Genomic DNA, 12,985 nt, shown 5'->3' on the forward strand with positions numbered 1-12,985 from the left:
TTGGGCAGGTGGCGGATAACTCATACCGTGCCGGGTTCGCCTGCTTTGTAGGGCGGCCGAACGCGGGCAAGTCGACTCTGACGAACGCGATCGTCGGGCAGAAGATCGCGATCACGTCGAACAAACCGCAGACCACGCGGCACGTCATCCGCGCCGTGCTGCACCGCCCCGAAGCGCAGCTGGTGCTCGTGGACACTCCCGGGCTGCACCGCCCGCGCACCCTGCTGGGCGAGCGCCTCAACGACCTGGTCCGCGCGACCTGGAGCGAGGTCGACGTGATCGGCCTGTGCATCCCCGCCAACGAGCCGGTCGGCAAGGGCGACACCTTCATCGCCGGGGAGATCGCCGGGCTCAAGGCGACGGTGGTCGCGGTGGTCACCAAGACCGACCTGGTGGACAAGAAGACCCTGGCCGAGCAGCTGCTCGCGGTCAACGCGCTCGGCGAGTTCGCCGACGTGGTGCCGGTCAGCGCGGTCGCCAACTCCCAGCTCGACACGCTGGTCGACGTGATGGTCGGGCACCTGCCCCGGTCGCCGCAGCTCTACCCGGACAGCATGCTCACCGACGAGCCCGAGCACGTGCTGATCGCCGAGATGATCCGCGAAGCGGCCCTGGAGGGTGTGCGCGACGAGCTGCCGCACTCGATCGCCGTGCTGGTCGAGGAGATCATCCCCGAGGACGGCCTGACCAAGGTGTACGCCGACGTCTACGTCGAGCGGCAGAGCCAGAAGGCCATCATGATCGGTGCCCGCGGCTCCCGCCTCAAGGAGGTCGGCACCAAGGCCCGCGCCGACATCCAGGAACTCCTCGGCACCAAGATCTACCTCGACCTCCACGTCCGCGTCGCCAAGGACTGGCAGCGCGACCCCCGCCAGCTCCGGCGGCTGGGTTTCTAGTCGCCGGGGACCGGTAGGGTCGTCGGCATGCCGGGGATGCGTCGACCGCTGTATCGCGATGACGCGATCGTGCTGCGGGTGCAGAAACTCGGCGAGGCCGACCGGATCGTGACGCTGCTGACCCGCCAGCACGGGCGGGTGCGCGCGGTCGCCAAGGGGGTACGCCGCACCACGTCGCGCTTCGGGGCACGGCTGGAACCGTTCGGGCACGTGGACGTGCAGTGCAGCGAGGGCAGCTCGCTGGACACCGTCACCCAGGTCGAGGGCCGCGACCTGTTCGGCCGCCGCTTCCTGACCGACTACCCCCGCTATACGGCGGCCAGCGCGATCGTGGAGTTGGCCGAGCGGCTGACCCCGGTCGAGCGGGAACCCGCGTTGCGGCTCTACCAGCTCACTTTGGGCGCGCTGCGGGCGCTCGCGGAGGGCCTGCGGCCCGGTCCGCTGGTGCTCGACGCCTACCTGCTGCGGGCCATGGCGCAGGCGGGCTGGGCCCCGGCGCTGCGGGACTGCGCGGTGTGCGGGGAGGCGGGGCCGCACCGGGCGTTCTCCGTACCCGCCGGTGGGGTCACCTGCCTGAACTGCCGCCCGCCCGGAGCCGCTCATCCCGACCCGGCCACCCTGGATCTGATGTCGGCCCTGCTGGAGGGCGACTGGCCCGCGGCGGAGAAATCCGAGCCGCCGGTGCAGCGCGAGTGTGCGGGTTTCGTGGCGGCGCATTTGCAGTGGCACCTGGAGCGACAGCTACGCTCTCTGCCGTTGGTTGATCGCCGGGAGCCGGGCTGAGCCCCGGACCTGGCCGGATCGCCGGTGGCGACCGTGAACAGACAGGGGAGCGCCTTGATCAGAATTCGGCAGGCTCGGGAGCCGAAGGCGCCGACGCCGCACCCGTCCGGCGCGACCCCGCCCAAGCTGCCCGGTGAGGCGCTGCCCAAGCACATCGCCATCGTCATGGACGGCAACGGCCGCTGGGCCAAGGAGCGCGGGCTGCCCCGCACCGAGGGCCACAAGCGCGGCGAGTTCTCCCTGTTCGACACCATCGAGGGGGCGCTGGAGATCGGCGTGCCGTACCTGTCGGCGTACGCGTTCTCGACCGAGAACTGGAAGCGCTCGCCCGAGGAGGTGCGCTTCCTGATGGGCTTCAACCGCGACGTCATCCGCCGCCGCCGCGACATGCTCAACGACCTCGGCGTACGCATCGTGTGGTCGGGCCGGCGCGGGCGGCTGTGGAAGAGCGTCATCGACGAGCTGGAGACGGCCGAGCAGATGAGCCGCCACAACACCAAGCTCACCCTGCAGTTCTGCGTGAACTACGGCGGCCAGGCGGAGATCGCCGACGCGGCGGCCGCGATCGCCCGGGACGTGGCCGAGGGCCGGCTCAAGGCCGACAAGATCAATGAGAAGACGTTCGCGAAGTACCTCTACCACCCCGAGGTGCCGGACGTGGACCTGTTCCTGCGCCCGTCGGGCGAGCAGCGCACCAGCAACTACCTGATCTGGCAGTCCGCGTACGCCGAGCACGTCTACCTCGACACGCTGTGGCCCGACTTCGACCGCCGCCACCTCTGGTACGCCTGCGAGCTCTACGCCCAGCGCGACCGCCGCTTCGGCGGCGCCCTGCCCAACCCGGTCGCCCCGCCGGCTCCCGCTGCGTGACCGCGCGCCCGGCGCGCATCGCTCCTTGACCGTCCGACTTGCCCGGCACCTGTGGGTATTCGCGTCCTTGATACGCACAGGTGCCAGGCAAGTCCGATGACCTTGACCGCCGCGGGGCGGGCGGCGGTCAGTGGTGGGCGATGAGTTGGATCGCCGTGGCGAGGAGTGCGCCTGACGCGACGAGGAGCCAGTCCGCGAAACGCCAGGGCATCGGGCGGGCCACGGTGCGGGGCAGGCCGGAGTCGAAGCCGCGGGCGTCCATCGCGACGGCCAGCCGGGTGCCGCGCCGGATCGCGCCGACCAGCAGGCCGAACGCGGTGCCGGCGAACAGTCTCAGCCAGCGCAGCGGGTTGTGCCCGGCGTCGATGCCGCGGGCCCGGCGCGCCATCGCGATCATCTGCCATTCCTCGCCGAGCAGCCCGACCAGCCGGAACGCGGCCAGCGCGCCGATCGCGAAGCGCGGCGAGACCCGGGCGTGCTGGATCAGCGAGTCGGCCAGGTCGGTCGGGTCGGTGGTGCTGAACACCAGGATGCTGGGCAGCGCGATGGCCAGCAGCCGCAGCGCCAGCGACAGCGCGTTGCCGAGCACCGTCGTCGTGATCACCACCGGCCCGAAGTCGACCAGCACGGTCCCCGACCGGTCCGCGGCGAACAGCGCCAGCGACAGCACCACGGTCGCCGCGCCGAGCAGCGCGGGCCAGCCGCGCCGCAGCAGCCCCCACGGCGTGATCCCGAACAGCGGCGCGGCCAGGAACGTCACCGCCAGCGCGAACCCGAGCGCGGCAACGTCCCGGGTGAACAGCGCGGCGGTGGTGAACAGCGCCAACGAGACGATCTTCGCGACCGGTGTACGGCGCGCCAGCAGCGCGTCGCTGCGTCGCAGCGCGGTGGCGGTGGGCAGGGTCACGGCAGGCTTCGATCCGGGCTGACCGCCCTGGTGCCGGTGCAGCGGCAGGAGCTGCCGAGGGGTCGCGGGATGGTGACGTTCCGGCCGGTCACGAGTGCCTGCCCAGGTCGAGGGTGCGGTCGGCGAGGGCGGTGACGACGTCCGGGTCGTGGGTGACGGTGACGATGCCGTGGTCGTCGTCGCGGAGCGCGGCTAGCAGGTCCACCAGCTCGATCCAGGTGCGGCGGTCCTGGCCGAAGGTGGGCTCGTCCAGGATCAGCAGGCGGGGCCGGGCGGCCAGCGCGGTCGCCACCGACAGCCGCCGGGCCTCGCCGCCCGAGAGGGTGAACGGGTTCGCCCCGGCCAGGTGGTCCAGGCGCAGCCGGGTCAGCAGCTCGTCGACCCGGCCCGGGGCGGTGCCGCCGAGCGCCAGCTCGTCGCGCACGGTCGCGGTCACGAACTGCTGCTCCGGGTTCTGGAACACCGAGCCGATCCGGCTCGCCAGCACGCGGGCCCGCCACCGGTGCGGCGGCCCGTCCGGGCTGCGCACCTCGCCCGCAGCGGGTTTGAGCAGGCCGCCCAGGGCCAGCGCGAGGGTGGACTTGCCGCAGCCGTTCGGACCGGTCACCGCGAGCGCCTCCCCGGCGCGGACGGTCACGTCGGGGTAGGGCAGGTGCCGTACCCGCAGATCGTGGGTGGTGAGCAGGACGTCGCCGGGCGGGTTCGCGGCGTGGCGAGGGGGAGCGGGGTGGCCGGGCACCCAGACCCCGGCTGCGGCCAGGTCCGCGCCGAGAGGGCCGGCCAGCAGGTGGGGCGGCACGTCATCGCGTACCCCGCCGCCGGGCTCCAGGACGACCACCCGGGTGACCAGGTCCAGCACCTCGGCGATGCGGTGCTCGATGAGCACGACGGTGGTGTCGGCGTCGACGGCGTCGCGTAACGCCCGGCGGACCAGCGCGGCCCCGGCCGGGTCCAGGTTGGCCGTGGGTTCGTCGAGCAGCAGCAGCTCGGGACGCGGGGCCAGGGCCCCTGCCAGCACCAGGCGCTGCTGCTCGCCGCCGGACAGGGCGTCGGTGGCCCGGTCGCGCTCGTAGCCGAAGCCGACCTCGCGCAGCACCTCGTCCACCCGGGGCCAGACCCGGTCAGGGGGCCAGGCGAGGTTCTCCAGGCCGAACGCGACCTCGTCGCCCGCCCGCGACATCACCAGCTGCGACTGCGGGTCCTGGAAGACGATGCCGACCCGTTCGGCGTCGACCTCGCACCTACCCTCGGCCTCGCCCGAGTCCTCGGGCAGCAGCCCGGCCAGCGCGTGCAGCAGCGTGGACTTGCCCGCGCCCGAGGGGCCGAGCAGCAGCACCCGCTCGCCGCGCTCGATGCGCAGGTCGACCCCGCGCACCGCCCACGCGCGGCGGCCGGCGTGCCGCCACCCGTACCCCTCGAGCTCGATCATCAGACCAGGTCGCGGCTGCGGCCGGACGGGAACCGGTCCAGCGCGCCGGTGCCGGCCAGGGACTTGGTCAGGTAGTACCCGCCGACGCCCGCGAACAGCAGCGTGCTGGCCACGACGATGGCGACGTAGGCGACCTTCCAGTCGAACGTCCAGTCGCCGTAGTAGTAGTACAGGTCGAGCCCGGCCGCGGTGGCTCCCGCGAACGCGGCCGCGACCAGCGACTGGCCGAGGTTCCAGCGGCGGTACGCGCCGAGCAGGAAGCCCAGCTCGCCGGCCGCGCCCTGGGCCAGGCCGTACCAGAGCACGCTGATACCCCACGAGGTGCCGAGCAGCGCCGACACGATCGCGGCGACCAGCTCGGTGTAGATCGCCGCGCCCGGCTTGCGGATGATCAACGGGGCGAGCACGGCGGGCAGCAGCCATACGCCGTAGATGGCGGCTGCGGCCGGCGGGAACGTCGAACCGAAGATAGCCCCGGCCGGGCCGTTCCACAGCAGGCCCCAGGCCCAGAAGACGACGCCGAAGGCGACGGCGAGGATCGAGGCGACGACGATGTCGACCGTCCGCCAGCGATAGTTGTTCATGAATAGCTCCTGGTCCGTTGAGGGTACGAACGAGGAGAAGTGCACACGCCGCGCCCGTGACATCCCTTTTCGGGGGTATCACGAAAGCAGGCGTGGCGGTGAGGTGTTTGACCGAACTCCCTGCGCTGGCATTACCCAGATCAGGTTCGAGGGTCTGCGGCCGTGTGCCGCACTCTCAGCGCTGTGCGCTCCCCTGTCGTTACTTGTTCATATGAGGCCGCTGGACAGCGGCGCTTGTGCCGGAAAGGCTAACACCGAACGCACGCCCGGTAACCTGTGCCGGTCGGCACACCCCGATACCGCGAAGGATCCGTGTGACCTCCGTCGATCAGCGCCCGCCCGCGGCGCCCCCGTCGCCGCCCGCCGGGCCCGCCCGCACGCCGCTGTTCGGCGGCCGGATCGGCTCCGTCGAGGTGCTGGCGGCACTGCTCATCGCACTGCTGATCTTCCGTGAGCCGATCGCCGCCGCGATCTCCACTCCGCTGCTGCAGACCTGGACCACCGTGTTCGTATCGGTGATGGTGCAGGCCATGCCGTTCCTGGTGTTCGGCGTCGCGCTCTCGGCGGTGATCGCGGTCTTCGTGCCCCGCTCCTTCTGGTCGAGGGCGCTGCCCAAGCACCCGGCGCTGGCCGTGCCGGTGGCCAGCGCCGCCGGGGTGGTGCTGCCCGGCTGCGAGTGCGGCTCGGTGCCGATCGCCGGCTCGTTGATCCGCCGCGGCGTCACGCCCGCCGCCGCGCTGGCGTTCCTCCTGGCCGCGCCCGCGATCAACCCGATCGTGCTGACCGCCACCGCGGTCGCCTTCCCGAACAACCCGGAGATGGTGGTCGCCCGCGGCGTGGCCAGCATCATCGTCGCCATGGTGATGGGCTGGCTCTGGCTGCGCCTGGGCAAGCAGGAGTGGATCAGGCTGCCGCACCGGCCGGAGCTGGACGACCTGTCCCGCTGGCGGGCGTTCTGGGCGGCCTGCCGCCACGACATCGTGCACGCGGGCGGTTTCCTGGTGCTCGGCGCGATGGCCGCGGCCACCATCAACGTGCTGGTGCCCGAGTCGGTGCTGCAGGCCGTCGCCGACCAGCCGGTGCTGTCCGTGCTGGCGCTCGCGGCGCTCGCCGTGCTGCTGTCGATCTGCTCCGAGGCGGACGCGTTCGTCGCCGCGTCGCTCAGCCAGTTCTCGCTCACCGCGCGGCTGGCATTCCTGGTCGTCGGCCCGATGGTCGACCTCAAGCTGATATCGATGCAGGCCGGGGTGTTCGGCCGCCGCTTCGCGATGCGCTTCGCCCCGGCGACGTTCGTGATGGCGGTCGCGGTCGCCGCCGGAGTCGGGATGGTGCTGCTGTGAACCGTCAGGCCCAGGGCGTGGTGATGCTGCTGCTCGGCGGCGCGATCCTCAAGGCGAGCCTCACCGACATGTACCTGCGCTACGTCAAGGCGGGACTGCAGCCGTTCCTGATCGGCGCGGGCGCGCTGCTGGTGCTCGCGGCCGTGATGACCCTCTGGTACGACATCCGCCACGGCTCGGCCGTGGACACCGAGTGCGCCGAGCACCCGGAACCGGTCGGAGCGGCGGTCGGCGGCCGCGACCTCGACCGGCCGGGCGATGACCACCGCGCCGGCGCCGACCAGGGGCACGGCGGGCATGGGCACAGCGGCCGGGACGGCGACCACGGCCACGGGCACCGGGAACCGCGGGTCGGCTGGCTGCTCATCGCGCCGGTGCTGGGTCTGCTGCTGGTGGCCCCGCCCGCGCTCGGGTCCTACGCTGCCGGGCAGGCCGGTTCGGCGCTCTCGTCGCAGCAGGTCTCCGACTTCCCGGCGCTGCCCGACGGCGACCCCGCCGAGATCAGCGTGCTCGACTACGCCACCCGGGCGATCTTCGACAAGGGACTGTCCATCGGCGAGCGCCGGGTCCGGGTCACCGGCTTCCTGTCCGACAACCCCGAGGGCGGGCAGCTGCTCACCCGCATGATCCTGTCGTGCTGCGCGGCCGACGCCCGCCCGATCAAGGTCGGCATGAACGGCAGCGTGCCGACGGGGCTGCCCGCCGACAGCTGGGTGGAGATCACCGGAACGTACACCGACCAGCAGGGCACCGATCCGGTCAACGGCGACAGCATCCCGTTCATCGAGGTGCTGGAGTGGCGGCCGGTCCAGGCTCCCGCGGAGCAGTACGAATAGCCGGTGTCGGACGGTTTGCCAACTGCTACCGCTCGGTAGTACTGCGGAGTAGCGTGATTTCAGGGCGCAAACCACCGAACACGGCTCGTCGCGGCGCGCTCATGAGGCGGCCCCGGCGACCCCGCGTTCGACCGGACGACAGGGGTGTCGACGATGACGACGGTGCAGCGTGAGGTGAGCGCGGAGCAGGCCCGGCAGGTCGCCGAGGCCGCCCGCGAGAGCGAATGGCGCAAGCCCAGTTTCGGCAAGCAGTTGTTCCTGGGACGGCTGCGGATGGACCTGATCCACCCGTGGCCCCAGCCCGCCCCGAACCCCGACGCGGAGCAGTTCCTGGCCAAGCTGGGGGAGTACGTCAGCACCGAGGTCGACGGGGCCGCCATCGAGCGCGACGCCCGCATCCCCGACGAGGTCTTCCACGGGCTGGCCGACCTCGGCGCCTTCGGCATGAAGATCGATCCTGCGTACGGCGGCCTCGGCCTGTCCCACCTCGACTACTGCCGCGCGCTCACGCTGGCCGGTTCGGTCAGCCCGGCGATCGGCGCGCTGCTGTCGGCGCACCAGTCCATCGGCGTGCCGCAGCCGCTCAAGCTGTTCGGCACCAAGGAGCAGAAGCAGCGCTTCCTGCCGCGGCTGGCCGCGGGCGAGGTGTCGGCGTTCCTGCTCACCGAACCCGACGTCGGCTCCGACCCCGCCCGCATGGGCGCGACCGCCACCCCGGTCGACGGCGGCTACCGCCTGAACGGGGTGAAACTGTGGGCCACCAACGGCACCGTGGCGACGCTGCTCGTGGTCATGGCGATGGTGCCCAAGGCCGAGGGCCGCCGCGGCGGCATCACCGCGTTCGTGGTCGAGGGCGACGCCGAGGGCGTCACCGTCGAGAACCGCAACGCCTTCCTCGGCCTGCGCGGCCTGGAGAACAGCGTCACCCGCTTCCACGACGTGTTCGTGCCCGCCGAGAACGTCATCGGCGGCGAGGGCCAGGGTCTGAAGATCGCGCTGAGCACCCTCAACACCGGCCGACTGTCGCTGCCCGCGATGTGCGTCGGCGCGGCCAAGTGGTCCCTGAGCGTCGCCCGGCAGTGGTCCCAGCAGCGCGTGCAGTGGGGACGGGCCGTCGGGCAGCACGAGGCCGTCGCCACGAAGATCGCTTTCATCGCCGCCACCGCGTACGGCATGGAGTCCATGCTCGACCTGTGCTGCATGCTCGCCGACGACGACCGCAACGACTTCCGCATCGAGGCCGCCCTGGTCAAGCTGTACGGCTCCGAGCTGGCCTGGCAGGTCGCCGACGAGCTGGTGCAGATCCGGGGCGGACGCGGCTACGAGAGCGCCGACTCCCTCGCGGCCCGCGGCGAGAAGGCGATCGGGGTCGAGCAGCTCCTGCGCGACCTGCGGATCAACCGCATCTTCGAGGGCTCCACCGAGATCATGCACCTGTTCATCGCCCGTGAGGCCGTGGACCAGCACCTGTCGGTCGCCGGCGCGCTCATCGACCCGAAGTCCCCGCTCGGCGCGAAGGGCAAGGCGCTGCTGCGCGCCACCGGCTTCTACGCCCGCTGGCTGCCCACCCTGGCCGCCGGCCGGGGCACCTTCGGCGGCTACCGCCGGTTCGGCCCGCTGGCCAAACACGTGCGCTGGGCCGAGCGCGCGTCCCGCCGCCTGGCCCGCAACACGTTCCAGGGCATGGCCCGCTGGCAGGGCAAACTGGAGCACCGGCAGGGCTTCCTCGGCCGGGTCGTCGACATCGGCGCGGAACTGTTCGCCATCGCCGCGGTCTGCTCGCGCGCCACCGCCTCCGGCCGTCCCGAGGAGATCGAACTCGCCGACCTCTTCTGCCGGCAGTCCCGCGGCCGCATCGCCATCCTCGAACACGCCCTCTGGAACAACACCGACGCCGCCGACGCGGCCCTGGCCCGCAAGGTCCTGGCCGGCGACCACACCGCCCTGGAGTCGGGCATCATCCCGCCCCCCGACCAAGGCGAATGGGTCTCCACCTGGACCCCCGGCCCGTCCACCGCCACCGACGCCCGCCGCCGCATCCCACCCCGCTGAACCCAGCGCACCCGACCGCGCTGAAGGAAGGGCACCTTCCCATCGCTATGCGTAGCGGAAGGTGCCCTTCTTAACGCGGACCAACCGAGCTCACGGCGATGATCGCTGTTTGCGGTCAGAACATGCGGTCTGACCACACTTTCTGACCGCAAACAGCGATCATCGAGCCGCGCCGCGCCGAGCCGAGCCGCGCCGCGCCGCGGGGTCTGCGGTTAATCAGCGGCGAGGGCCGCCGCGTAGGCCCAGGCGGCGCAGTTCCAGCGCGGCCAGCTGCTCCACGGCCTCCGGGTCACCGGTACGCCAGCCCGCGACCACGCCGCTGTCCAGCGACGCGAGCCGGCGCAGCGGTGCGGTGGCCAGCGCCCGCAGCGCGAGCAGCTCGCCCCCACCCGGATAGCGGCGCACCTTTGCGGCGACGCTGGCCGCGCGGATCCACGACAGCCGCAGCGGCAGCCACAGCGCCAGCGCCATCAGCACCGGGATGCCCGCGGTCAGCCAGGCCAGCACCGTCGCCAGGTTCGCGATGGCGTCCTGCTGGTCGCGTCCCGCCTCGGCGATCGAGTTCGCCGCGTTGGCGGCGCTGCCGAACGGCGCGCCCACCTCGTCACCGACCAAGGGGATGCGCCCGGCGCGCGCCTGTGCCTCAGTCATGTCGGCGGCCAGGTTCGTTCCGGCGCTCTCCAGCTTCTGGCCGGGCACCGCCAGCTTCTGGACCAGCTCGTACAGTGTGATCGCGGCCCAGATCCAGATCGCGCTCCACACCAGTGCGGTGACATCGGCGATGATCTGCCGGGTGAACCGCCACGGCTTCTCCGCATAGAGCTTCATGAGAGCATTGTGATCGACGCGGGCGATCGATAAACGCCCCGCGTCACACCCGGGGCGTCGCGCAGCCCTGGCAGGTGCCGAAGATCTCCAGCGTATGGCTGACGTCGACGAACCCGTGCTGCGCCGCCACCCGGTCCGCCCACGACTCCACGGCCGGTCCCGCCACCTCGACGGTACGCCCGCAGGTGCGGCAGACCAGATGGTGGTGGTGCCCGTTGGAGCAGCGCCGGAACAGCTGCTCGCCGCCCGGCGGGCGCATCACGTCGATGTCCCCGCCGTCGGCGAGCGCCTGCAGCGTCCGGTAAACGGTGGTCAGGCCGACCCGCTCGCCCCGGTCGCGCAGCATCGCGTGCAGCTCCTGCGCGCTGTGGAAGCCCTCCACCTCGGACAGCAACGTCGCCACCGCGGACCGCTGCCGCGTGTTCCGCGCCGCGGTACCCTGTGGGCTGGTCATGCCTTCTCCTCGTGACACCTGTTCATGGGCGCTGCTCCGCGGCGTGGGTGACGGCGTCGGCGACGATGTGCGCGACGTGTTCGTCCACCAGGGAGTATGCGATCTCGCGGCCGTGCCGTTCGGCGCGGACCACGCCGGCCGCCCGGAGCACCCGCAGGTGCTGGGAGACCAGCGGTTGGGCCACTCGCAGCCGTTCCACCAGCTCGTGCACGTGGCGTTCGCCGTTCGCCGCCAGCTCGGTCACGATCGCGATCCGGACGGGCGCGGCGAGCGCCCGCAGCAGCTCTCCGGCTCGGGCGTAGGACTGCGTCTGGCTCACATCGACCACCGTAGCCCCGCGTGTCGGTGCATACCCAATCATGAGTCGAGGACGCACTCGGGCGGCTCACACACCGCCGCGGGGCCCGTGTCGGCGCGCCGCCGCCGGCGCAGGACCGCGCCCACCGCCGCGACCAGGATGAACAGTGCGATGGCGGCGAGCACGATGGTCGCGCCGGGCGCGGTGTCGTACCCGGCGGACATGAGGATTCCGGCCCCCGCGCTGATCACGCCGCCGAGCATGGCCAGGGTCATGGTGCCGCCGAAGCCGCGCGAGACCAGCTGCGCCGCCGCGACGGGCACCACCATCAGCGCGCTGACCAGCAGCAGGCCGACCGAGCGCATGGCCACGGTGACGGTCACCGCGGTCATCACGGCGAGCAGCAGGTTCAGGGTGCGCACGGGCAGGCCGGAGACCTTGGCGTACTCCTCGTCCTGGCAGATCGCGAACAGCCAGGGCCGCAGCCCGACGGTGACCGCGAGCACGCACGCGCCGAGGATCGCGATCGTGATCAGATCCGTGGCCGACGTGGTGAGCAGCGAGCCGAACAGGTACGACGTCAGGTTCGCGCTGCCCTTGCCCGGGGCGAGCCCGACCAGGAAGACGCCGCCCGCGATGCCGCCGTAGAACAGGATGGCCAGCGCGATGTCGCCCGAGGTGCGGCCGCGCTCGCGGATCAGCTCCACCGCGACCGCGCCCAGCGCCGACACGATGATCGCGGTGAGCACCGGCGAGGTGCCGGTGAGCAGGCCGACGCCGACGCCGGTCAGGGCGATGTGGCCGATGCCGTCGCCGATCAGCGACATGCGTCGCTGCACCAGGTAGATGCCCAGCGAGGGGGCGACCAGGCCGGTGATCAGCGCGCCCAGCAGCGCCCGCTGCATGAACGGCAGGGACATGATCTCGATCAGGTTCACGTTCATTCGCGTCCCCAGATGCTCGGCGGGTCCTGCGGGGCGTGCGGGTGCACGTGTTCGTGGCCGGGCTCGGCGTGGTGGCCGGCCGGGTGGGGCACCGCGCCGTCGTGCGCGATGACCCCGTCGTGCACGACCACGGCCCGCGTGATGACCGGCTGCAGCGGGCCCAGCTCGTGCGCGACCAGCAGCACCGTGCCGCCGTGCCGGACGAAGTCGCGCAGCGCCTGCGCGAACGCCTCCTGCGACTTGGCGTCCACGCCCGCCGTGGGCTCGTCCAGCACCAGCAGGTCGGGTTCGCCGGCCAGCGCCCGCGCGATCAGGGTGCGCTGCTGCTGGCCGCCGGACAGCGAGGCGACCGGGTCGTGCGCCCGGTCGGTCAGGTCGACCGCGGCCAGCGCCTTCGCGACGGCCTGCCGGTCGCCGGAGCGCAGCAGCCCGGGGAAGCCGCGCCGGGCCAGCCGGCCTGATGACACGACCTCGCCGACGGTGGCGGGCACGCCGCCGCCCGCGCCCAGCCGCTGCGGCACGTACCCGATGCGCCGCCAGTCGCGGAAGCGCCGCAGCGGGACGCCGAACAGCTCGACCTGGCCGTCGGCCAGCGGCACCAGGCCGAGCCCGGCCCGGATCATGGTGGACTTGCCGCTGCCGTTCGCGCCCAGCACGGCGACGACCTCGCCGCTGCGTACGGTCAGGTTGACGTCGCGGAGCACGGGACGGTCGTAGGCGACCGCCCCGTGCTTGATTTCGAGAACCGGGGAGTTCACGTCTGC

The 12,985-nt window shown here is 72.2% G+C and carries 14 protein-coding genes and 1 riboswitch; of the genes, 6 read left to right on the plus strand and 8 right to left on the minus strand.

Going from position 1 to position 12,985, the window contains the following annotated elements; genetic code table 11:
* The first annotated feature begins 8 nt into the window (after positions 1–8).
* From era to AB0B35_RS30210, 3 genes are read left to right on the plus strand one after another with little or no spacing between them, the layout of a single operon-like run.
* Positions 9–896 carry a GTPase Era gene (gene era / locus AB0B35_RS30200; RefSeq protein WP_361051633.1) on the plus strand — a complete coding sequence of 296 codons (888 nt, stop codon included), beginning with the start codon at positions 9–11 and terminating at the stop codon, positions 894–896.
* 27 nt (positions 897–923) lie between these two features.
* On the plus strand, positions 924–1,679 hold the full coding sequence (recO, locus tag AB0B35_RS30205) for a DNA repair protein RecO (RefSeq protein ID WP_360533442.1): 756 nt from the start codon (positions 924–926) through the stop codon (positions 1,677–1,679).
* 54 nt (positions 1,680–1,733) lie between these two features.
* Positions 1,734–2,549, plus strand: a complete 816-nt coding sequence (locus AB0B35_RS30210; RefSeq protein ID WP_361051636.1) for an isoprenyl transferase — start codon at positions 1,734–1,736, stop codon at positions 2,547–2,549.
* Positions 2,550–2,676: 127 nt separating this feature from the next.
* Here the strand turns inward: AB0B35_RS30210 and AB0B35_RS30215 are convergent, their stop codons facing one another.
* From AB0B35_RS30215 to AB0B35_RS30225, 3 genes are all read right to left on the minus strand, one after another.
* Entirely contained in the window at positions 2,677–3,450 is a 774-nt protein-coding gene (locus AB0B35_RS30215; protein ID WP_361051836.1) for an energy-coupling factor transporter transmembrane component T, read from the minus strand.
* Positions 3,451–3,544: 94 nt separating this feature from the next.
* The gene (locus tag AB0B35_RS30220) at positions 3,545–4,885 is read right to left on the minus strand and encodes an ATP-binding cassette domain-containing protein (RefSeq protein WP_361051639.1); all 1,341 of its coding nucleotides are present in this window, start codon (positions 4,883–4,885) and stop codon (positions 3,545–3,547) included.
* Entirely contained in the window at positions 4,885–5,469 is a 585-nt protein-coding gene (locus AB0B35_RS30225) for an ECF transporter S component (RefSeq protein WP_361051642.1), read from the minus strand. Before AB0B35_RS30225 ends, AB0B35_RS30220 begins: the two co-directional genes overlap by 1 nt.
* 99 nt (positions 5,470–5,568) lie before the next feature.
* A riboswitch (TPP riboswitch) is annotated at positions 5,569–5,674 on the minus strand.
* Positions 5,675–5,852: 178 nt separating this feature from the next.
* Between AB0B35_RS30225 and AB0B35_RS30230 the strand changes: the two genes are divergently transcribed.
* The 3 genes from AB0B35_RS30230 to AB0B35_RS30240 all read left to right on the plus strand — a co-directional run bounded on the left by AB0B35_RS30230 (position 5,853) and on the right by AB0B35_RS30240 (position 9,697).
* On the plus strand, positions 5,853–6,809 hold the full coding sequence (locus AB0B35_RS30230) for a permease (RefSeq protein WP_361051839.1): 957 nt from the start codon (positions 5,853–5,855) through the stop codon (positions 6,807–6,809).
* Positions 6,806–7,645 (plus strand): TIGR03943 family protein, encoded by an 840-nt coding sequence (locus AB0B35_RS30235; protein ID WP_361051645.1) that lies wholly within the window; start codon positions 6,806–6,808, stop codon positions 7,643–7,645. The genes AB0B35_RS30230 and AB0B35_RS30235 overlap by 4 nt, the downstream gene beginning before the upstream one ends.
* Before the next feature lie 153 nt (positions 7,646–7,798).
* Positions 7,799–9,697, plus strand: a complete 1,899-nt coding sequence (locus tag AB0B35_RS30240) for an acyl-CoA dehydrogenase family protein (protein ID WP_361051648.1) — start codon at positions 7,799–7,801, stop codon at positions 9,695–9,697.
* A 216-nt stretch (positions 9,698–9,913) separates the two neighbouring features.
* Here the strand turns inward: AB0B35_RS30240 and AB0B35_RS30245 are convergent, their stop codons facing one another.
* The 5 genes from AB0B35_RS30245 to AB0B35_RS30265 are packed head-to-tail and all read right to left on the minus strand — an operon-like array spanning position 9,914 to position 12,979.
* Positions 9,914–10,525 carry a hypothetical protein gene (locus AB0B35_RS30245; RefSeq protein WP_361051651.1) on the minus strand — a complete coding sequence of 204 codons (612 nt, stop codon included), beginning with the start codon at positions 10,523–10,525 and terminating at the stop codon, positions 9,914–9,916.
* Between the two features lie 43 nt (positions 10,526–10,568).
* Complete coding sequence (locus AB0B35_RS30250) at positions 10,569–10,979, minus strand: transcriptional repressor (protein ID WP_361051654.1); 411 nt, start codon at positions 10,977–10,979, stop codon at positions 10,569–10,571.
* Between the two features lie 22 nt (positions 10,980–11,001).
* A complete protein-coding gene (locus tag AB0B35_RS30255) occupies positions 11,002–11,340 on the minus strand; it encodes a metalloregulator ArsR/SmtB family transcription factor (RefSeq protein WP_155374867.1) in 339 nt (112 codons plus the stop codon).
* Positions 11,337–12,206, minus strand: coding sequence for a metal ABC transporter permease (locus tag AB0B35_RS30260; protein WP_361051842.1), 870 nt, complete (start codon positions 12,204–12,206; stop codon positions 11,337–11,339). The genes AB0B35_RS30255 and AB0B35_RS30260 overlap by 4 nt, the downstream gene beginning before the upstream one ends.
* 11 nt (positions 12,207–12,217) lie before the next feature.
* Positions 12,218–12,979: a metal ABC transporter ATP-binding protein gene (locus AB0B35_RS30265; RefSeq protein WP_361051657.1), complete on the minus strand. Its 762-nt coding sequence runs from the start codon at positions 12,977–12,979 to the stop codon at positions 12,218–12,220.
* Between the last annotated feature and the right edge of the window lie 6 nt (positions 12,980–12,985).

It is taken from the genome of Catellatospora sp. NPDC049133, assembly GCF_040648455.1.
In the GTDB taxonomy this organism is placed as follows: Bacteria; Actinomycetota; Actinomycetes; order Mycobacteriales; family Micromonosporaceae; genus Catellatospora; species Catellatospora aurea.

Coding starts and splice junctions, on each gene's coding strand:
- AB0B35_RS30245 (WP_361051651.1), bottom strand. CDS start 10,525: ATGAAGCTCTATGCGGAGAAGCCGTGGCGGTTCACCCGGCAGATCATC.
- AB0B35_RS30255 (WP_155374867.1), bottom strand. CDS start 11,340: ATGATTGGGTATGCACCGACACGCGGGGCTACGGTGGTCGATGTGAGC.
- AB0B35_RS30250 (WP_361051654.1), bottom strand. CDS start 10,979: ATGACCAGCCCACAGGGTACCGCGGCGCGGAACACGCGGCAGCGGTCC.
- AB0B35_RS30220 (WP_361051639.1), bottom strand. CDS start 4,885: ATGATCGAGCTCGAGGGGTACGGGTGGCGGCACGCCGGCCGCCGCGCG.
- AB0B35_RS30225 (WP_361051642.1), bottom strand. CDS start 5,469: ATGAACAACTATCGCTGGCGGACGGTCGACATCGTCGTCGCCTCGATC.
- recO (WP_360533442.1), top strand. CDS start 924: ATGCCGGGGATGCGTCGACCGCTGTATCGCGATGACGCGATCGTGCTG.
- AB0B35_RS30240 (WP_361051648.1), top strand. CDS start 7,799: ATGACGACGGTGCAGCGTGAGGTGAGCGCGGAGCAGGCCCGGCAGGTC.